This window comes from Paraburkholderia sp. MM5477-R1 (assembly GCF_050436385.1).
GTDB lineage: Bacteria > Pseudomonadota > Gammaproteobacteria > Burkholderiales > Burkholderiaceae > Paraburkholderia > Paraburkholderia tuberum.
This window is the reverse complement of record NZ_JBNDMC010000007.1, coordinates 2,582,963-2,603,449: the sequence shown is the minus strand read 5'-3', so window position 1 is coordinate 2,603,449 and position 20,487 is coordinate 2,582,963. Positions and strand designations below refer to the sequence as shown.

The 20,487-nt window shown below is 62.0% G+C and carries 18 protein-coding genes and 2 pseudogenes; 15 read left to right on the top strand and 5 right to left on the bottom strand.

Annotation, left to right across the window (positions count from 1 at the left end; translation table 11 throughout):
• Window positions 1-14: 14 nt before the first annotated feature.
• The 12 genes from OKW35_RS41010 (at window position 15) to OKW35_RS40955 (ending at window position 12,963) form a co-directional block, all read left to right on the top strand.
• Window positions 15-1,088, top strand: a complete 1,074-nt coding sequence (locus tag OKW35_RS41010; protein ID WP_429555029.1) for an NADH:ubiquinone reductase (Na(+)-transporting) subunit F — start codon at window positions 15-17, stop codon at window positions 1,086-1,088.
• Window positions 1,089-1,121: 33 nt separating this feature from the next.
• The gene (locus OKW35_RS41005) at window positions 1,122-1,493 is read left to right on the top strand and encodes a 2Fe-2S iron-sulfur cluster-binding protein (RefSeq protein ID WP_429555028.1); all 372 of its coding nucleotides are present in this window, start codon (window positions 1,122-1,124) and stop codon (window positions 1,491-1,493) included.
• A 25-nt stretch (window positions 1,494-1,518) separates the two neighbouring features.
• Window positions 1,519-2,448, top strand: a complete 930-nt coding sequence (locus OKW35_RS41000; protein ID WP_429555027.1) for a catechol 2,3-dioxygenase — start codon at window positions 1,519-1,521, stop codon at window positions 2,446-2,448.
• Between the two features lie 38 nt (window positions 2,449-2,486).
• Window positions 2,487-3,941, top strand: a complete 1,455-nt coding sequence (locus OKW35_RS40995; protein WP_429555026.1) for a 2-hydroxymuconic semialdehyde dehydrogenase — start codon at window positions 2,487-2,489, stop codon at window positions 3,939-3,941.
• Between the two features lie 8 nt (window positions 3,942-3,949).
• On the top strand, window positions 3,950-4,774 hold the full coding sequence (dmpE, locus tag OKW35_RS40990) for a 2-oxopent-4-enoate hydratase (protein ID WP_429555025.1): 825 nt from the start codon (window positions 3,950-3,952) through the stop codon (window positions 4,772-4,774).
• Window positions 4,771-5,559, top strand: coding sequence for a 2-oxo-3-hexenedioate decarboxylase (gene dmpH / locus OKW35_RS40985; RefSeq protein ID WP_429555024.1), 789 nt, complete (start codon window positions 4,771-4,773; stop codon window positions 5,557-5,559). Before dmpE ends, dmpH begins: the two co-directional genes overlap by 4 nt.
• A 31-nt stretch (window positions 5,560-5,590) precedes the next feature.
• Window positions 5,591-5,782, top strand: coding sequence for a 2-hydroxymuconate tautomerase (locus OKW35_RS40980; protein WP_018424339.1), 192 nt, complete (start codon window positions 5,591-5,593; stop codon window positions 5,780-5,782).
• Window positions 5,783-5,810: 28 nt separating this feature from the next.
• A complete protein-coding gene (locus OKW35_RS40975) occupies window positions 5,811-6,770 on the top strand; it encodes an acetaldehyde dehydrogenase (acetylating) (RefSeq protein ID WP_429555023.1) in 960 nt (319 codons plus the stop codon).
• Between the two features lie 20 nt (window positions 6,771-6,790).
• A complete protein-coding gene (gene dmpG, locus OKW35_RS40970) occupies window positions 6,791-7,798 on the top strand; it encodes a 4-hydroxy-2-oxovalerate aldolase (RefSeq protein WP_184062070.1) in 1,008 nt (335 codons plus the stop codon).
• Window positions 7,799-7,869: 71 nt separating this feature from the next.
• The gene (locus OKW35_RS40965) at window positions 7,870-8,772 is read left to right on the top strand and encodes a SphA family protein (protein ID WP_184062069.1); all 903 of its coding nucleotides are present in this window, start codon (window positions 7,870-7,872) and stop codon (window positions 8,770-8,772) included.
• A 48-nt stretch (window positions 8,773-8,820) separates the two neighbouring features.
• Window positions 8,821-9,648 (top strand): alpha/beta fold hydrolase, encoded by an 828-nt coding sequence (locus tag OKW35_RS40960; protein ID WP_429555022.1) that lies wholly within the window; start codon window positions 8,821-8,823, stop codon window positions 9,646-9,648.
• A gap of 1,047 nt (window positions 9,649-10,695) precedes the next feature.
• Window positions 10,696-12,963 (top strand): filamentous hemagglutinin N-terminal domain-containing protein, encoded by a 2,268-nt coding sequence (locus OKW35_RS40955; protein ID WP_429555021.1) that lies wholly within the window; start codon window positions 10,696-10,698, stop codon window positions 12,961-12,963.
• 397 nt (window positions 12,964-13,360) lie between these two features.
• Here OKW35_RS40955 and OKW35_RS40950 read toward each other — a convergent pair.
• Window positions 13,361-13,546: pseudogene (locus OKW35_RS40950) on the bottom strand (sigma factor); the annotation flags it as partial.
• Window positions 13,547-13,574: 28 nt separating this feature from the next.
• Window positions 13,575-13,703, bottom strand: a complete 129-nt coding sequence (locus OKW35_RS40945) for a hypothetical protein (RefSeq protein ID WP_429555020.1) — start codon at window positions 13,701-13,703, stop codon at window positions 13,575-13,577.
• 797 nt (window positions 13,704-14,500) lie between these two features.
• On the opposite strand from OKW35_RS40945, the pseudogene OKW35_RS40940 reads away from it, so the two are divergent.
• A pseudogene (locus tag OKW35_RS40940) lies at window positions 14,501-14,779 on the top strand (alpha/beta fold hydrolase); the annotation flags it as partial.
• 312 nt (window positions 14,780-15,091) lie between these two features.
• On the opposite strand, the gene OKW35_RS40935 reads toward OKW35_RS40940, so the two are convergent.
• Complete coding sequence (locus OKW35_RS40935) at window positions 15,092-16,294, bottom strand: acyltransferase family protein (RefSeq protein WP_429555019.1); 1,203 nt, start codon at window positions 16,292-16,294, stop codon at window positions 15,092-15,094.
• Window positions 16,295-16,795: 501 nt separating this feature from the next.
• Window positions 16,796-17,728 (bottom strand): DMT family transporter, encoded by a 933-nt coding sequence (locus OKW35_RS40930; protein WP_429555018.1) that lies wholly within the window; start codon window positions 17,726-17,728, stop codon window positions 16,796-16,798.
• A gap of 129 nt (window positions 17,729-17,857) precedes the next feature.
• On the opposite strand from OKW35_RS40930, the gene OKW35_RS40925 reads away from it, so the two are divergent.
• Window positions 17,858-18,775 (top strand): LysR family transcriptional regulator, encoded by a 918-nt coding sequence (locus tag OKW35_RS40925; RefSeq protein ID WP_187618859.1) that lies wholly within the window; start codon window positions 17,858-17,860, stop codon window positions 18,773-18,775.
• Between the two features lie 51 nt (window positions 18,776-18,826).
• On the opposite strand, the gene OKW35_RS40920 is transcribed toward OKW35_RS40925, so the two are convergent.
• Window positions 18,827-19,027 (bottom strand): hypothetical protein, encoded by a 201-nt coding sequence (locus OKW35_RS40920; RefSeq protein ID WP_184062060.1) that lies wholly within the window; start codon window positions 19,025-19,027, stop codon window positions 18,827-18,829.
• Window positions 19,028-19,579: 552 nt separating this feature from the next.
• Between OKW35_RS40920 and OKW35_RS40915 the strand changes: the two genes are divergently transcribed.
• Window positions 19,580-20,371, top strand: a complete 792-nt coding sequence (locus OKW35_RS40915) for an SDR family NAD(P)-dependent oxidoreductase (RefSeq protein WP_184070003.1) — start codon at window positions 19,580-19,582, stop codon at window positions 20,369-20,371.
• The last annotated feature ends 116 nt before the right edge of the window (window positions 20,372-20,487 follow it).

Genomic DNA, 20,487 nt, shown 5'->3' with positions numbered 1-20,487 from the left:
CGCGGGAGACAGTGATGGACTACACCGTACGTATTGAACCGCTCGGCCAGACCATCGGCATCGAAGCGGGGCAGACGCTGCTCGATGCCTGTTTGCGCCAGGGCGTGTGGCTTCCGCATGCTTGCTGTCACGGGCTGTGTGCGACCTGCAAGGTGCAGGTCGTCGACGGCGAGATCGTTCAGGGCGACGCGTCGGACTTCGCGCTGATGGACTTCGAGCGCGAAGAGGGCAAGTGCCTGGCGTGCTGCGCGACGCCGATGTCCGATCTCGTGATCGAAGCCGACATCGACGAAGACCCCGACGCGCAAAATCTGCCGCTGCAGGATTACACGGGCACGGTCGTCGCGATCGAAGACGCCACGCCGACTATCCGCGTGATCCGGCTCGCGGTGGAGGGCGCCGGGCGTGTCGCGTTTCAGGCAGGCCAGTACCTGAATCTGCATGTGCCGGGCTGCGGGCAGCCGCGCGCATTCTCGCTTGCCAATGCGCCACATGACGGCGAGATCGAGATGCACATTCGCCGTGTGCCGGACGGGGTCGCGACCGGCTGGCTGCACGACGAACTGCGACCGGGCGCGCAACTGGCGTTCGCCGCGCCGTTCGGCCGCTTCTTCGTGCGCAAACAGGCGCAGATGCCGACGATCTTCCTCGCCGGCGGCTCGGGCCTGTCGAGCCCGAAGTCGATGATCCTCGATCTGCTGAACGAAGGCTCGACGTTGCCGATCACGCTGATCCACGGCGCCCGCACACGCGACGAACTCTATTTCGAAGCCTTTTTCAACGACCTGGCCGAACGCCACCCGAATTTCCGCTACCTGCCCGCGCTGTCGAGCGAGCCGGACGACAGCGGCTGGCCGGGCCCGCGCGGTTTCGTGCACGAGGTCCTGAAAGCGCAGTACTCCGACGCCGCGGGCATCACCGATTTTCGCGGCCACAAGGCGTATCTGTGCGGGCCGCCGCCGATGGTCGAGGCGTGCATCAAAACCTTGATGCAGGGCCGGCTGTTCGAGCGCGACATCTACACGGAGCAGTTCCTGTCGGCGGCGGATGCGAGCGAGGCGGCCAAAAGCCCGCTGTTCCGCATCTGACGCGCTCCGTCGGCTCACTCTAGGAGAGCGGTGATGACCTGGCGGATCGAAGTTGAAAACACCGGCGACACGTTCGGCTGCGCGGAGAACGCCACCGTGCTTCATGCGATGGCGGCGACAGGCGGGCGAGGCATTCCGCTCGGCTGTCGCGGCGGCGGCTGCGGTGTGTGCAAGGTGCAGGTGCTGAGCGGCCGCTATCACGCCTGCAAGATGAGCCGCGCTTGCGTGAGCGCCGACGAGGAAGCGCGCGGCACGGTGCTCGCATGCCGCATCAGTCCGCTCACGGATCTGTCGGTGCGCGTGATCGGCAGGATGGCGCGCTGCATCGACAAGGCGCGCGCCGGAATGGTGGCGGAAGAACACCACGAATCCATGCAGCAGCAACAGGCGCCGGGCGGCGTCTGAACCAGAACCATCAAGGAGACACATCATGGCATTGCAAGGCGTACTGCGACCCGGCCATATTGCGCTGCGGGTCCTCGAAATCGATCCGGCGTTGAAGCACTACATCGACGTGCTCGGCCTGCATGAAACCGGCCGCGACGCGCAAGGGCGCGTGTATCTGAAGGCATGGGACGAACATGACCATCACAGCGTCGTGCTGCGCGAAGCGGACGAGCCGGGCATGGATTACCTCGGCTTTCGCGTCGACAGCGAAGCGACGCTCGACCGGCTCGCGATCGCGGTGAAGGAATCGGGCTACGCGAAAGACTTCCTCTGGATGGAAGCCGGCGAGCATCTGCATACAGGGCGGCGTTTCCGCTTCACCGTACCGACCGGCCACTCGATCGAACTCTTCGCGACGAAGGACAAGGTCGGCAGCGCGACCGGCGACGTGAACCCCGACCCCTGGCCCGACGGCCTGCGCGGCATGTCGCCGAGCCGCTTCGATCATTGCCTGCTGTACGGCGACGAACTCGACGATACCGTGAAGCTCTTTCGCGACGTGCTCGGCTTTTCGCTGGCCGAGCAGGTCGTTACACCGGAAGGCATGCAGATCGCCGCGTTCCTGACGTGCTCGAACAAGGCACATGACGTCGCGTTTATCCGCCACGCGGCGAAGAACAAATTTCACCACGTGTCGTTCCAGCTCGACAGTTGGGGCGACGTGCTCAAGGCTGCTGATCTGATTTCCAAGCACGACGTTGCGCTCGACATCGGGCCGACGCGTCACGGCATCACGCGCGGCGCGACGATCTACTTCTTCGATCCGTCCGGCAACCGCAACGAGGTCTTCGCGGGCGGCTACATCCACTACCCTGACAAGCCGACTATCACGTGGCACGACAAGGATCTGGGGCGCGCGATTTTCTATCACGACCGCAAGCTCAATGAGGCCTTCCTGAGCGTGTTGACCTGAGCCGCGCGACTGGCGCAACGAAACGATCGAGACTATCCATGACTGAATTCAAGAATTTCATTGGCGGCGAGTGGGTCGGCACGGATCGCACGTTCGAAGACCGCAACCCGGTCGACGACAGTGTGATCGGGCTCGTGCACGAGGCCGGCCGCGCCGAGGTCAACGCAGCGGTGCAGGCCGCGCGCGTGGCCTTGCACGGACCTTGGGCGCGCATGACGCTGCCGCAGCGCGTCGAACTGCTGTACGCGGTGGCCGACGGCATCAACCGGCGCTTCGACGACTTTCTCGCCGCCGAAATTGCCGATACCGGCAAGCCGCATGCGCTGGCGAGTCACATCGACATTCCGCGCGGCGCGGCGAACTTCAAGGTGTTCGCCGACATGATTCGCAACGTTCCCACCGAAAGCTTCGCCATGGCGATGCCGGACGGCGGCGAAGCCCTCAACTACGGCGTGCGTACGCCGCGCGGTGTGATCGCGGTCGTGTGTCCGTGGAACCTGCCGCTGTTGCTGATGACATGGAAGGTCGCGCCGGCGCTCGCATGCGGCAACACGGTGGTGGTGAAGCCGTCCGAGGAAACGCCGGCTACCGCAACGCTGCTTGGCGAAGTGATGAACGAAGTGGGCGTGCCAAAGGGCGTCTACAACGTCGTGCACGGTTTCGGTCCCGACTCTGCGGGTGCGTTCCTGACTGAGCATCCCGGCGTGAACGCGATCACTTTTACCGGCGAAACGCGCACCGGCGAAGCCATCATGAAGGCTGCGGCGAACGGCGTGCGGCCGGTGTCGTTCGAACTCGGCGGCAAGAACGCGGGCATCGTCTTTGCCGACTGCGATTTCGATGCGGCCGTGATAGGTATCGCGCGTTCCGCTTTTGAAAACACAGGGCAGGTGTGTCTCGGTACGGAGCGCGTCTACGTGCAACGGCCGATTTACGAGCGCTTTGTCGATGCGCTTGCGGCACGAGCGAAGGCGTTGCGTCCGGGGCGCCCCGGCGCCGAAGGCACCACCTTCGGTCCGTTGATCTCGCAGACGCATCGCAGCAAGGTGCTGTCGTACTACGAGCAGGCGCGCGCCGACGGCGCGGTGGTCGTAAGCGGCGGCGGCGTACCCGATATGGCGGCCGGGTTGAAGGACGGCGCGTGGATCGAGCCGACGATCTGGACTGGCCTGCCGGACGGCTCGCGCGTGATCCGCGAGGAAATCTTCGGCCCGTGCTGTCACGTCGCGCCGTTCGATGACGAAGCTGAAGTGATCGCGAAAGCCAACGACACGCCCTACGGTCTCGCCGCCACCGTGTGGACGCGCGACACCGGCACCGCGCATCGCATGGCGCGCGCGCTCGACGTGGGCATCTGCTGGATCAATTCGTGGTTTCTGCGCGATCTGCGCACCGCGTTCGGTGGCGCGAAACAGTCGGGGATCGGCCGAGAAGGCGGTATCCATTCGCTTGAGTTCTATACCGAGCTGCGCAACGTATGCGTCAAGCTGTGAGGGCTGAGATGAATCCGTTAAAAACAGAAGGGCTCGCGCCCGAAGCGATCGAGCGCTACGGCGACGAACTCTATCGCGCGTTGCGTCATGCCGAGCCGGTTGCGCCGCTGACCGCACGCGAACCCGGCATTACGATCGACGACGCCTACCGTATCCAGTTGCGGATGATTGAACGCCGCATCGCGCTCGGCGGCGAACGAGTGATCGGCAAGAAGATCGGCGTGACGAGCGAAGCGGTGATGTACATGCTCGACGTGCGCCAGCCGGACTTCGGGCATCTCACGTCGGCGATGGTGTTCGCGGACGGCGCCGCGATTGACGTGTCGCAACTGATCGCGCCGAAGGCCGAGGGCGAAATCGCGTTCGTGCTGAAACACGACCTTGCGGGGCCGGGCGTGACGAATGCGGACGTATTGCGTGCCACCGAGGCCGTACTGCCGTGCTTCGAGATCGTCGACTCGCGTATTCGCGACTGGAAGATCCGCATTCAGGACACCGTGGCCGACAACGCGTCGTCGGGCGTATTCGTGCTCGGCGATCAGGCGATCGACCCGCGCGAACTCGATCTCGCACTGGTCGGCATGACGCTCGAAAAGAACGGCGAGATAGCGGCAACCGGCGCGGGCGCAGCGGCGCTCGGGCATCCGGCCAACGCGGTGGCGTGGCTCGCGAACACCCTCGGCCGGCTCGGCATGACGCTCAAAGCGGGCGAGGTGATTCTGTCCGGCTCGCTCGCGGCAATGGTGCCGGTGACGGCGGGCGACTCGCTGCGGATCAGTCTCGGCGGCATCGGCAGCGCGTCGGTGCGTTTCATTCAGGGAGAAAAACCATGACGCTCGATCAAACGACGATCGACGCCCTCGCGCATCGGCTCGACGAAGCTGAGCTGCAACGGGAGGCGGTCACCAAGATCACCGACGCGTATCCGCAGATCGACTGGGCCGACGCGTATGCGATCCAGGATTCGCTGCGTGCCCGCAAGGAAGCGCGCGGCATGAAAGTCGCGGGCTTGAAGATGGGCCTCACGTCGCACGCGAAGATGCGCCAGATGGGTGTGACAGACCCGGTCTACGGCTTTCTCACCGACTACGGTTCGTGCATGGACGGCGCGGCAATCGACACGTCGTTGCTGATCCACCCGAAAGTGGAAGCGGAAATCGCGTTTGTGACGAAGCATCCGCTTGCAGGTCCCGGCTGCCACATCGGCACCGTGCTGGCCGCAACAGACTTTGTGCTGCCCGCGGTGGAAGTGATCGACTCGCGCTACGAAAACTTCCGCTTCGACCTGAAGAGCGTAATTGCCGACAACACATCGTCGGCGCGCTTCGTGACGGGGGGCCGGCATCGCAGCGCCGCCGGTCTCGACCTGAAGAATCTTGGCGCGGTGCTGGAGAAAAACGGTGAAATCGTCGCGACGGCGTCGGGCGCGGCGGTGCTCGGCCATCCGGCCGCCAGCGTCGCGATGCTCGCCAACATGCTCGGCGCGCGCGGCAAGGCCATTCCCGCGGGCACGTTGATCCTGACCGGCGGCGTGACCGAGGCGATTGCAGTTGCCGCCGGCGATTCGGTCACCGCGCGCTTCCAGCATCTTGGCAGCGTTTCAATGCGCTTCGTCTGAGCGAAGCGTGCCTGCATAAACGGAGACATTTATGCCCATCATCAACGTTCATCTCATGGAAGGCCGGACCGACGAACAGAAGGCGCGTTTGATCGGCGCACTGACCGACGCCGCCATCGAATCCATCGGCGCGCCGCGCGAATCGGTGCGCGTGCTGCTGATCGAAATCCCGAAGACGCACTTCGGGATTGGCGGCAAAACCGCATTCGAACTCGGGCGCTAGTGCGCCACGCATCAAAGGAAATCTGACCATGTCAAACGTACAGGGCGCATCGGCGCCGCAAAAAGTCGCCATCATCGGCTCCGGCAACATCGGCACCGACCTGATGATCAAGATTCTGCGTCACGGCAAGCATGTCGCGATGGCCGCGCTCGTCGGTATCGATCCGCAGTCGGACGGCCTCGCGCGCGCGCAACGGCTCGGTGTGCCGATGACCGCAGGCGGCATCGACGGATTGCTCGCCATGCCGGACTTCGGTGACATCCGCATCGCGTTCGACGCCACCTCGGCAGGCGCGCACAAGCATCACAACGCGCTGCTGCAGGCGCACGGCATCAAGGTCATCGACCTGACGCCCGCCGCGATCGGACCGTATGTGATTCCGTCGATCAATCTCGACGACGAACTCGACGCGCCCAACATCAACATGGTGACGTGTGGCGGGCAGGCGACGATTCCGATGGTCAACGCGGTGTCGCGTGTGGCGAAGGTCCACTACGCGGAGATCGTTGCGTCGATTTCCAGCCGCTCTGCCGGTCCAGGCACGCGCGCCAACATCGACGAATTCACCGAAACCACGTCGAAGGCGATCGAGGTGCTCGGCGGTGCGACGCGCGGCAAGGCGATCATCGTTCTGAACCCGGCCGAACCGCCGCTCATCATGCGCGACACCGTCTTCACGCTGTCCGATCCCGCGGATCGCGACGCCATTGAAGCGAGCGTCGCCGCGATGGCCGAGCGTGTGCAGCGTTACGTGCCGGGTTATCGGCTCAAGCAGCGCGTGCAGTTCGATCTGTTCGACGCAAGCCAGCCGCTGAACGTGCCGGGCTTCGGCCCGATCACGGGACTGAAGACCTCGGTCTTTCTCGAAGTGGAGGGCGCCGCGCACTATCTGCCGGCCTATGCGGGCAACCTCGACATCATGACCTCGGCCGCGCTCGCGTGCGCCGAACGTATCGCCGAAACGCGGCTCGCGCCGCTCGCGGCCTGATCGCGCAACGGAGCGACACCATGCATAACCGCAAACTCTATATTTCCGACGTGACACTGCGCGACGGCAGCCACGCGATCCGTCATCAATACAGCATCGCGAACATGAAGGCGATCGCGCGCGCACTCGACGATGCGCGCGTCGATTCAATCGAGGTCGCACACGGCGACGGACTCTGCGGATCGAGCTTCAACTACGGCTTCGGCGCGCACAGCGACGTCGAATGGATTGCGGCCGTCGCTGAAACGGTCAGCCACGCGAAGGTCGCGACGCTGCTGCTGCCGGGCGTCGGCACCGTCCACGATCTGCGCAACGCCTACGATGCGGGCGCGCGCATTGTGCGCGTCGCGACGCATTGCACCGAGGCGGATGTGTCGAAGCAGCATATCGAGCACGCGCGCGAACTCGGCATGGACACCGTCGGCTTTCTGATGATGAGCCACATGACGACGCCCGCCGCATTGGCGCAGCAGGCAAAGCTGATGGAAAGCTATGGCGCGACCTGCGTCTATGTCGTGGACTCGGGCGGCGCACTGTCGATGGACGGCGTGCGCGAGCGCTTCCGCGCCTTCAAGGACGTGTTGAAGCCCGGCACCCAGACCGGCATGCACGCGCACCACAACCTGTCGCTCGGGGTGGCGAATTCGATTGTCGCGGTCGAGGAGGGCTGCGACCGGATCGACGCATCGCTGGCGGGCATGGGTGCGGGGGCGGGCAACGCGCCGCTCGAAGTGTTTATCGCGGCGGCGGACCGGCTTGGGTGGAATCACGGCTGCGATGTGTACGGCCTGCTCGACGCAGCCGATGACATCGTGCGTCCGTTGCAGGATCGGCCGGTGCGTGTTGACCGCGAAACGCTGGCGCTTGGCTATGCGGGCGTCTATTCGAGCTTCCTGCGGCACGCCGAGGCGGCCGCCGGGAAATACGGTCTGAAGACGATCGATATTCTTGTGGAGCTGGGTCGGCGGCGCATGGTCGGCGGGCAGGAAGACATGATCGTCGATGTCGCGCTCGATCTGAAGAAGTAACCCCGTTGCGGGCGGCCGCCAGGCCGTCCACCCGCAAAGGCTCACGAAAACAATATCAAGGAGACAGCAAGATGGAAGTTCGAATCGCGTTCAGGCGAGGGATGCTGCTGGCCGGCATTTGCGCCGCACTCAGCACCAACGTGCACGCCACCGAAGGCGGCAGCGACACGATAGGCGAGGGCGCCGAGGCCTTTTTCGCCGGAGCGTTTCCGCCCGCGGGTCTATATGGACTGCTGTACTACACGCATTACTTCGCGTCGCGCTTCAACGACTCGCACGGCAACAGTTCTGTGCCAGGGTTCAAGCTGAATGCCGACGTGCTGATTCCGAGGCTCCTGTACATGTCGAATCTGTCGCTGCTCGGCGGGCGCTTCGGCGCGTATGTGGTGCTGCCGATGGAGCATCTGTCGCTGGACGCGGGAGGCGCGTCGTTCGATCGCACCAATCTCGGCGATCTGATCGTGAGCCCAGCGTTAATCGCGTGGGGCGATGGTTCCCTGCGAACGGTGGGCGCGCTCGAATTCGTGCTGCCGACCGGACAGTATGACAAGAACGCAGCGCTAAACACCGGCAAGCACTATTACACGGTGAGACCGATATTCGGCGTCAGCTGGTTTCCGGCCCCCGGACTGGAGATGTCGGCGAAGATCACTTACAGCTTTAACTCGATGAACACCGCGACCGACTACCACTCGGGCCAACTGTTCCACGTCGACTATGGCGCGAGCTACGCGGTGACGACAAAGGCGCGGGTCGGCATTGCGGGCTATTTCGTCAAGCAGACCACGGACGACACGCAATATGGCGCGTCGGTGAACGGCGACGGTTTTCGCGGTCAGGTCTTCGCAATCGGCCCGGGGTTTCGCTACGAGTTTGCGAAGGGGAGCGTGGACGTGCGTGTGGTGAAGGAGCTTTTCGTGAGAAACAGACCGGCGGGCGAGGCGGTGTGGGCGCGCGCTGTCATCCCGTTCTGACAATCAATCAATGCCGCCGCCAGGAAGGCGACGGCCAAGGAGTTCACCATGACACAGCAACACGATCCTGAAATCGGCCTGCGGATTCGCGCGGCGGGCCTCGACACGAATTATCACGACGTCGGCGCCGGCGAACCGGTGTTGCTGATTCACGGCTCGGGGCCCGGGGTCACCGCGTGGGCAAACTGGCGTCTTACGATCCCAGCGCTCGCCCGTACGCGCCGCGTGATCGCACCCGACATGGCGGGTTTCGGCTACACGGAGCGCCGCGCGGGGACACATTACGACATGGATCTGTGGGTGAACCACCTGGTCGGTCTGCTGGACGCGCTTGACATCGAGCGCACCGACCTGGTCGGCAACTCGTTCGGCGGTGCCCTCGCGCTGGCAATGGCCGTGCGTCATCCGGAGCGCGTGCGCAAGCTAGTGCTGATGGGTGCAGCGGGTGTGCGCTTCGATCTGACGCCGGGGCTCGATGCAGTGTGGGGCTATGAGCCAACGGTCGCGAACATGCAAAGCATCATGAACGTGTTCGCGTTCGATCGTTCACGCCTCACGCCCGAGTTGGCGGAGTCGCGCTATCGGGCCAGCATCCGGCCCGGCTATCAGGAGTCGTTTTCCGCGATGTTTCCGGCGCCGCGGCAACGCTGGGTCGATGCGCTCGCGTGTCACGAACATGAACTGGGCGAGGTCCGACAATCGACGTTGATCGTGCATGGCCGCGACGATCAGGTGATTCCGCTCGCCAACTCGCTGCGGCTGCTCGAACTCATCGGCCCGTCGCAATTGCACGTATTCGGACAATGCGGACACTGGACGCAGATCGAATATGCCGATGCGTTCAATCGGTTGGTTGACAATTTTCTGTTGGATTAGAAAAACTGGCGAGGCGGTCGATCCTCCGTGCGGCAAGGCGGACGCCGCCGGAAAGCTTCGGCGTAGTCGCGCATGGTGTGTCACGCTGTTCAGCCTGTGGGGTTTGCCCTGCCGACGGGCTAGCGTTTGATCTCGACGGGACGTTCATGTTTATGTCGATTGGGGATCGCCCATGCGGGAACACTCGCGTCGGCGCTGCCACGGCAGTGATTCCCGTCGATGCTTCGAAGAACTGCCGCGTGCGGTTCACCTGATCAGTGTCGACGCTGAGCTCGCAGGAGCACTGCTTGTCCAGACGAGGCGCCATCCTTTTCCATCGCGTCAAGTAAACGGGCAGATAGAGAAACTCACCCAATCGGACGCCACGGAGCCGACTTTTCAAGCGTGACAAACGATTGTCTGCGGTCGCTCGGCATCGCGCGTTTGCTTTTCTCGTAACCGGCCATTCGCTATAAGCAAGTTCCAAAGGAAGATGAATGTCCGCAACATGGCCGATGAGCGGGCAGTGGCGATCTTCGCGTCAATGGCAGTTCCACCTTCGGAAGCTGTCATTCGACTGATGAGCATCTGTAGGTCCGCAGTGGGTCGTGTGCTGCCGATCGCAGCCTCGCGAGGTTGACGTTGTGTATGCAAATTGCATGGGTCGGCACACGGCCACGAAGTGTCATTCGCCCCTATTGTTGAACAGACGTTCAGACGTCGGTTCTGCAATCGCAAGCGGCCATTGGCCTCCAGAACACGAACGCCTATCTTCGATCGCCATATTTTCCGCTGTCGACAGCTCACCTTGAGACCGAAACAGTGGAAGACACGGTCGCTGCTCTTGATGCCTTGGCGCAATCTGGCGTCGGATTTTGCCGACGCGCACCATAAGTCCCACCACGCAACAGATGCCGCAATAGTCCGAACAGGAAGGCGCAATACGCTGAGATATCGGCATGCATTCGCGACGCCGAGTGCTATTCTTCAGACGCCGGGACTCACGCGTTTCCGTCCGGCTCTGCGGGTCGTCGGCAGCCATTCCGCACGCAGCGGAAAAGGGGCTGTATGTTACATGCGGAACTACCTCGGCCCGCGCGACGCGCACTGCGTCGACAGCAACCGCGCGGACACATCTGGCTCGCCATCGGCATTTCGCTGACTGGACTGTCCCTGACGCCCGTGGCGCTCGCGGCGGGCAGCCTTCCGCAAGGCGGCCGGTACGTCGCCGGCACGGGCACGATAGCCAGCCAGCGGAACGGTCTCGTGATCATGCAACCGGGTTCGACGCGCGGCGTGATTGACTGGAACAGTTTCTCGATCGGCAGGCACAACAGCGTGACATTCGACAACGGCTCGGGCGCGACCCTTAACCGGGTAACGGGTGGCTCGCCCTCGGCCATTCTCGGCAGGCTCAGTGCAACGGGAAGCCTGTACGTGATCAATCCGCAGGGCATCGTCGTGGGCCCGTCGGGTATGATCAGCACGGGTGGCCGCTTCGTCGCGTCCACCCTCGATGTCTGCAACGGCGCATTCATGACCGGTAGCGGCACGCTCACACTGTCGGGCGACTCCGATGCAAGCGTGATCAACCTCGGCAGCATCAGTTCGAGCGGCGGCGATGTGTTCCTGATTGCACGACACGCCGTCATCAACGCCGGGGCCGTGGCGGCACCCAATGGCACGGCGGAACTGGCCGCGGGCGAGCAGGTGTTGCTGCAGGACTCGGCCAGCAGCAGGCAGGTGTTCGTGCAGACAGGCAGTCAGGGCATGGTCGTAGACAAGGGGCGGATAACGGCCGCACAGGTCAGCCTGCAGGCCGCCGACGGCAACGTGTATGCGCTCGCAGGCAGCGGCACGCGCATCCGCGCGACGGGCACGGCCAGCCGCGACGGCCATGTGTGGCTGGTCGCCGACAGCGGCCGTGTGGACCAAGTCGGCAAGATCACCGCGAGCAACGCGGACGACAGCGGCGGGACCGTCGATACACAGGCGGCACAGCTGACGTTCGGCAAGCACACAGTGGTCAATGCAGCCCAATGGAATCTCTCGACGCCTGTTTTCACGATCGATGATGTCGCCGCGCATGCATTGCGCCGCAGCCTGAACGCCGGCACCTCGGTCGATGTCACCACGACGGGTGCAAACGGCACAACGGGCGACCTGGGCGTCGCGTCGAGCCTGCGCTGGAAGAGTTCCGCTTCGCTCACGCTTGCCGCGTACCGCGATGTCTCAGTGGCGAGCGGCAGGACGATTGCGAACAACGGAACGGGCAATCTGACCTTGCGCGCCGACGCTTCGGGCATCGATAACGGCGGCAGCGTCGTCAACAATGGCACCATCGACTGGTCGAAGAGTACGGGCATCGTCAGCGCGCTCTATGATATGAACGGCAGTTACAGCCCCGATACGTCGATCGGCAATGCTTTATGGACCGCCCCGGCTTACAGCGGCCTGGTCACGCAGATCACCGGCTATCGACTGGTCAATTCGGTAGCGGACCTTCAGGCCGTCGGCAACGACATGACCGGCAACTACGCACTGGGAAAAGATATCGAAGCGAACAACGCTGCGTTCACAACGCTGGGCACTACCGACTACACGATTAGCGCGCCGTTCGCCGGCCAATTCGACGGCATGTGGCATACCATTTCGAATTTTTCGCCGAACCTCGACGCTATCTTCGGTGACATCGGGCAAGGCGGCGTCGTGCGCGACCTGAAAGTCGACGGCCACCCGCCCGCCAATGACACAGGGTTCTACGGTGGAATCGGCCTCCTGGCGATCAATAGCCATGGCACGATCGTCAATACATTCGCCTCTGGCGCGAACAGCTGCGAATGCTTTTCCGCAACGCTATCAGGACTCGTTGGGTCGAACTACGGGCTGATCGAACGCTCTGGAAGCAGTGTTACGGTTCGGACCGGTGGCGAGGCGGCCGGACTCGTTTTCACCAACTATGGGAGGATCGACGAGTCGTATGCAACGGGCTCCGCTACAGGCTTTTATACGCATGGCGGTGGCGCCGGGCTAGTCCTGGAGAACTTCGGTTCCGTTACGCAGTCGTTTGCATCGGGCAGAGTCTCGAGCGGCAACGGGTTGGTCCAGGGAGGCATCTGCGTGGACTGTTCGGGTCTCGGCACCGACGTTTACTGGGATGTCCAGACAACCGGGCAACCGACGAGCGGCGGCAACCTTCCTGCGTCCAACGGGCTCACCACGGCCCAGATGAGCAACCCGGCGAGCTTCGTCGGCTGGGACTTCGGGCCGAACGGCGTGTGGGTCATGCCAACTGGCGCCACGCATCCATTGCTGCGGTGGCAAGTGGAACATTAGCCTGGCGCGATGTTGGTGGAACTGTCCATCGCGCAGACGACTCGAGACCGGAGTGGGTCGAGCTGAGCCATCGGCCTTGATGTGTTTCGGTTCAATGCGAAGAAAATGACCCGCATGCCATGTCCACGAGCAGTTGATCTTATCGTGCCGGTTGGAGTACAGGCAGTAACGTCGAATGTCTGAGCATGGCCATGTGTGAGACGTTTGCGAAATGCCGTTCCGATGTGTCTGATGGGTCGCGTGCCGCCGATCGCGTCAGGCAGAGGTCGGCCACCTACGGTTGTTCGCCCTTGCGCTTAGATGGTCATTCAACCGGCTGCTCTACTCAAGAAGCGGCCCGAAAGCCAGATTCGTCCCAGAAGAAGATGTCGGCATTTTCCTCACGAGCCTGTCAGACAATGTGTCGCTGGATCGTCAGCAGCCACGCACGCAGATTGCGGTCGGGCCAAAGGCTTTCCAGCGCGCGAGCGCCCGCTCGGCCGTATCGTGAACCAGATGGTCAGCCCAGACTGAGTCGCCCGTCAGCGCACGCGCATAGCCGCGGCTGCGGGAGCCGAGATATCACTTCCCCGTCGGGGTTCACGCGGCGCTGACGGTCGCCCGAGCGCGCATCAATAGCCGCCGCTGCTGCTGCCCGACGAGCTCGTGTCGCCCGTGGACTGGCACGCGGCCAACGACAACGATACGACTCCTAGCGCGATGATCACACATACGGCCGATAGCAGTCTTGATACTTTCATTTAGAACTCTCCTGCACGGCAAACGCGACTGACTTGTCGCGCGGCCGCGCGTTGAGCCGGCGAGTCGCGGATCGCTGGCGGCAAGTGCCGCGACGCCGGTGAACGTTTACAAAAAGGACAGACAACCTCCTGCAAAACGGGGACGCAACTGCTGTGCGCGGCCGACGATTCCGTTTCGCGGTTCCACGGCTTCGCGGTCTTGCACGCGACGCGCCTAATCTACAAACGCCCACCGGCGCGCCATTATTCCACCGCATTGGTTATTTATGACACGTATCGCCTCGGGACGATGCACGCTCGATGCGGCACAGACTTTGCGCAAGTGCGCCGCGACCGTTTGCTGGCATAGCGCCGCATCGCTAGAACGACGTTCGCGGTTGCCGACGATACCTTGTTCGTGAAGCGCGGCGGATGTCCGAAGAACCCCGGAAGCGGCCGATGGTATCGCAACCCCATGACGGGCTAATGTGGCTCGACTTGCGACGATCATCCGCTGCGGGCCGGCAAGCGGTTCTCAATTCAGCTATCGGACCGGGTTCGGCCAATCAGCGACGCTCGGGATGCACGCCGACGCTCGGGATGCACGCCCTGAGCGCTTGGCGTACGAAAAAATCCCTTTACTGACGGCACCCCTGATAGCACATGGCGTGATCCTCCGAGATTCGGCCCGCTGGGTAAGCATGAACGATTCCTGCGCGAATTTAGCGGTACAACGAAGGCACGTGTGAATACCGCAAACGCAAGACTGGCAAGCCTTTCGGCTCTTTTCGTGGATTGTTTATAGTCGACACGCCAGCACCCAGCCGGCTTTTTATGAACTCGGCCAGCTCAGCATGCCGACGCTGCTGCTGATCGGTCAGAAGGACACGACCGCGATCGGCAAGGACGCAGCGCCGCCCGAGGTGCGTGCGAAGATTGGCCGTTACCCGGAACTCGGCAAAGAGGCTGCGAAAGCGATTCCGCACGCGACCCTGGTTGAATTCCCGGAACTCGGTCATGCGCCGCAGATGCAGGATCCGCAGGCGTTTCATAAGGCGCTGTTGGAGGGGCTGACAGCGGCGCCGGGAAACCGTTGATCGATCACGTGGGTTTCTGTCCCGCCGCCATACTCCTGCTTCGCTCTCCGTTAAGCTAAGGTGCCTGGGGCTATTTTGCGGTCCGTCGCGGTGTTTCGGAGAGGGCCGGCTGCGGACAGGCGGTAGTCGGGCAGGAACGGTCCGTCACGTAGCTCGCTAACCTGACACCCAATGGCGGTTTGCCGCCATTGACTGGTCGTTTGTGCGCCGACGATTCACGTTGCTCGGACTGCCGCGTGACTGGCAAGATGAGGATTTCAACCCGCAGACATATAGCCTGCAGCAAGACATGCGCAAGCTGGGGCTTCTCTGTCAGTCCCGCGCAGACGGGCGCCTGCTTGCGCCGCTTGGTGACTTGCCAGTGGTAGACCCGCGCGAAAACTGTTCCTTGCTCGCTGCGTAGAAGATCCGACCGAGGCGTTCCCCAGGCCGTTCGACATAACGGCGCGAGAGCGCTGCCACGAAGATCGTTGTGCAAAGGGCGACAACGGTGAGAACGAGCAGAGACGCCAACGGATGCGCGCGCACCTGTGTCGGTCCGAAACCCTCGACGACTAGCGGCGTCAACGCGAACAGAATTGGGAAATGCAGCACATAGACGCTGTAGGAGATTTCGCCGATAAATGCGAACGGCCTGGCTTCAAGTGCCTGCATCGACCTTCCGCTGTGATACAGGCAATATACGGCGACGAACGCGACCAGCATCTCGATGTTCTCGGCAGCTTTCATGTCTATACCGAGCCTGTCCGCGGGCATCTGCGAGAACAACAGCGCAATCAATGCGATGGTAGCTGTGGTGCGGTATGGAACATCGTCCGCGCGCGGCAGGAAAGGAATGGCGGCGCCGAGTCCGAAGGCTAACGCATAATGCATACAAAACACCCGCGGGATCGGTAACAGGGCCAATAGGGAAACACAAGCGAGTAACGCCCACCGCTTGCGTGGATGCCGGGCAAGCAGATAGATAACTGGAAATGCGAGAGAGTAAAACAGCTCGACACGCAAGGTCCAAAGCGGCCCGTTCAGGTGTACGTAGAGCCCCAGCATGGAGAGCGCGATGAGTTTTGCAGTGGGCGGCGAAGGGTACGCTTGCCACGCTCCCCACGCGCTATAAAGCCCAGAGTCCAACGCCTGCGGGGATCGAATCAAATGCCAGAGACATAGCGTCAGGACAATTGAAGCCCATAAGGCTGGGTAGATCCTGAAAAAGCGCCGCACATAGAACTTTTTAACCGGCGGCGCCTGTTGCGTTGGTTCATTTGACAGCGACACTGCAAGCACGCATGCGCTCAACACGAAAAACATCTGAACGGCGCCCGAAGCATTGAACAAGCCGCCAATGAATTGATACGAAGAGAGGACTGAACGATCGTTGGCAAAAAGGCGTGGCCAGTCAAGGATGCTCCACACGTGCGCCATAACAACGATCAGGCATGCGATACCGCGCAACGAAGTGAACACTTCGATATTCTTCCGCGCGTTGGCGGGACGGACTGACACGACGGCGTTAGTCATAGCCAGGACCTGGCCTCCACATAGCATGCCCTTGTTATATTGTTTGCGGTCGATCCGACCGAGGGATTCCACGAAGCTCACCCAAGGATAAGACGATAGGTCAGACACGAATGCCGGATCGTCAAAAACACCCTACGGATTGGCGTATTCAAACGATCGGCGCATTCAACAGGAGGCTTATCAGGCAATGACCGCTGTTCGCGAAGTTGCGACCTTGCCGTCGCGGGCCGGACCCCCATAACAGGTCGGACGAGGCGGATGGCTCTTCTTCCGGCGGTCGCTGAACTGTATGAGAGGCTTTCTATATGAGAGGCTTTCTATAAGGCGGATATGGCTGTTGCGCGTCCGAACTGGCTTTCACAACCCCAAAGGCCGGATTGGTCGGCCCGAGTTACACAGCCGAGCATCGGAGGGGGATACAACGATGCGGCCGGCCGTAGTCGCCTTGGTAGCGGTCATCAAAGCCTCAGGTCGAACGGCTGCTTGCGACCTGAAGACAGCCTAACCGTCAACCGAAGTGGCGGGATGCATTTCAAGTGCCGCGTTGGCGTCCCTTTTAAACGGAACCGCCGCCAGCACCGATGCAAGTACCATCAGACCTCCGCCAAACCATGCCCAGCCAGAAAGATGCTCACCGAGCCATACGTATGCGAATAGCGCGCCGAACGCGGGCTCGCTTCCCATCAGCAAAGCGACGCGCGTTGGGTTGCTGCGCTTGACGGCGAAGTTCTGTGCGAAGAAAGCGAACAACGTACAGGCGAGCACGAGGTAAGCGATGCTCGCCCAGAAGTCCCCGTGCCCAGTGAGCGACGGCAGCGCATCCCAATGTTGTGACGGCAGCACGAACGTCGCCAGGACACTGCCCAATGCAACGACGCCTGCCTGGACCGCCGTCACCGACAGCGGAGCAAGTTCCGATTCGCGCATCACACGCTTGGTCACGCACACCATCAGCGCACGCAGTAACGCCGCAAGAAGAATCAGCGCGTCGCCCGCGGTCGGAATGATCACGCCTGCGCTCACGAACGCGGCGCCCGTCAGCGACAGGCCCACGGCGATCCATTCGCCACTCGACGGCTTTCGTCGTAGCAACACCCATTCGACCAGCGGCGTAAGCGCGACACACAGACTGATAAGGAACGCCGCATTCGACGCGCGTGTGTGCGCTATCCCGAAAGTCTCGGCCAAAAAGATGCTGAGCAGGATTGCACTGGAGCCGAGCGCACCCAGCAACGCGGACGCTTTGACGTGTCGGAGCGAGCGCAACGCCGGCGACAACACGAGGAACGTCAGCCCGAAGCGCAACGCCAGCAGACCGAGCACGGGATAGATCGTGAGCGCGCCTTTCACGACCCCATAACTGGTGCCCCATACCATCGCGACCGCAAGCAGCATCAGGTCGGATATCCATAACGGCCTCTTTTGCTTCGACATGACGGACCTTCTGTTTTCATTCGAACGGCCCAAATTGTCGGGTATTGCATTGGCAAATATAATCCGGGTCAGTGGAACATCTTTTATGTTTGAGATGCACAAATGACTGGCGCGCGTGCGAGGGTCGCGATGAATCCCAATGAACTCTTTGCGTTGCTACCCGACATGGCGACGTTTGCGAGGGTTGTCGACGCCGGCAACTTCTCCATTGCCGCGCGGCAACTGGGCAGTACACCGTCGACTGTCAGTCGGCAGATCAAGCGCCTTGAGGATTCGCTTGGCACGCGCTTGCTTGAGCGCTCGACCCGTAGCATCCGTTTGACGGATTCAGGCGCGCAGATCTACCGGTATTGCCGGGATATGGTCGGCGCAGCGTCGGGCGCCGTCGACGTCGCTGGACAAGTGACGGGTGATCCGCGAGGCAAGGTCAGCATCAGTGCGCCGATTTCATTTGCGAGATCTGTCATCCATCCGCTTGTTCCCGAATTTCTGCGCATGTGGCCCGACGTGGATGTCCATCTGGTCTTCGCCGACCACGAAGTCGATCCGCTACGTGACGATGTCGATATGGTGATCCGACTCACGCGTTCGCCTCCGCCAGGCCTTGCTGCCCGGCGACTTGGAGCGGTCAAATGGGTTCTATGCGCGTCACCTGCCTATCTCGCGGAACGGGGGACCCCGGCCGAGCCGCACGACCTTGCTCGGCATGCATGCATGTATCTAGGGGAGACGGTCGACGACAATCGATGGCATTTCCGCCGCGACTCTGAGACACAGTCGGTCGAAGTGAAGGGGCGATACATCGCCAATGATGCGGGCGCGCGATTGGATGCTGCGCTGCATGGCCTGGGCATTGCGAGCTTGCCCGATTTTGCTGCCGCGCAGGCGATTTCCAGGGGTGACATTGTCCGGGTGCTAACAGACTGGGAATTCGAGGCCCGTACATATATGGGACCGGTCTGGCTGCTTTATCCGTCGAGCCGTTTTTTACCGTCTCGAGCACGTGCGCTCATCGATTACCTGGTGAGCCAGCTTCACGACAGGTAGGCTGCCACACCGACGGCATCGGGCGCGCAGGGCTGCGCGCCTCCTTTGCTGTCAGCCGTGGTAGAAGCCGTCGGTGACCGAGTTTTGCAGCACGCCGTCGACATAGACGCCGACAGGGTCGCCATCAGCGGACGTGAGGATCGAGCCGATGTGCTGGCCGGGTAGTTTCATCCGGCCGCCTTGGATTTTGGTCATCTCCTGGTGATCAAGTTCTGCAGAATTCTGGATGTCGTCGATGGTCAGCGTGTTCATGATGTGTCTCCTTGAACAAGAGGGTTGTACAAACATTTAAGCGGCCGGCTGCTTGCAGCACACAACGCACATGTCATGCCATCCGGGCGTGACCTGTGCGGAGCGCATCCCCCCGTGAATCGCGATGATGCGAGTTTGGGCGCCACCATCACTTAGCCAAACGAAGTTGGAAAATCGCTGACATGGCCTTGCTTTCCTTCTCCTACACGTACTTCAGGTCTGCCTGCTTCGCTATCCGCCCGCCACTCATGTGCGTGCCCCACATATACGCTTTGCTGCTCCTGGCCATCTCCGTCAGATCATCTACTCTTTTTCCTGTTCGAAAGCGAGGCTCTACGCCCGATCCTGACTTAATCGGTGTTGCCGGGCGCCGTGGACACGCAGATGTGTCTAGGCATGAACGACAGCAACGAATTGCAGGCGTTCTTGACCGAACCGCCTCACTGGTCGATGGTGGCGCATCGATTACACGTACGTGAACCTCCTGGCGGCATCCGACGTTCAAGACCCGATGTCGCCATTTTTAATTCATCCATTGAAAGGAAATCACTCATGGACCTGAACCTGACAGGCAAGCTCGCACTGGTGAGCGGCAGCACAGCCGGCATCGGTCTCGCTATCGCCAGCACGTTGGCGCAGGAGGGCGCTCGTGTGATCGTGAACGGCCGCGCCCAGTCATCTGTGGACGACGTGGTCGCGCAGCTGAAAGCGCAGACGGGCAGCGACGTGCAGGGATTTGCGGGCGATCTCAGTACCGCCGCTTCAGCAGAAGAGCTCGCGCGACGCTATCCGGACGTGGAAATTCTGGTCAACAACCTCGGCATCTTCGAGCCCAAGCCGTTTGAAGAGATTCCCGATGCGGACTGGCAGCGGTTCTTCGACGTCAATGTCTTGAGTGGGGTACGCCTCGCTCGCCTGTTTTTGCCTGCGATGAGGCAGGCCAACTGGGGGCGCATCATTTTCATTTCGAGCGAAAGCGCGGTGCAGATTCCAGCAGAAATGATCCACTACGGGATGACGAAAACCGCGCAGCTGGCGGTCTCGCGGGGGCTCGCCGAAGCCGTTGCCGGCACGGGCATTACGGTCAATAGCGTGCTGCCGGGGCCGACGAAATCGCGGGGAGTGGGTGAATTCGTGGAGACCCTTGCCAAGGCCGACGGCAAATCGTTTGAAGCGTTCGAAACAGAGTTCTTCGAGAAGGTCCGTCCCACCTCGCTCATCAAGCGATTTGGTTCGCCGCAGGAAATCGCGTCGCTCGTGGCCTATATCGCCAGTCCGCTTTCGTCGGCCACGACGGGAGCCGCGTTGCGGGCCGACGGGGGCGTTATAAAAAGCGCCTTCTAGACCGCGAAGGCATTGGGCCGGCTTCTCACACGACCGGCCCCAACTCAGTGCAAAGACAAGGGCGGCTTGCCATGAGCCGCCCTTTTTTCGTGCGTCGTCGCGTCCGCCGAACGGTT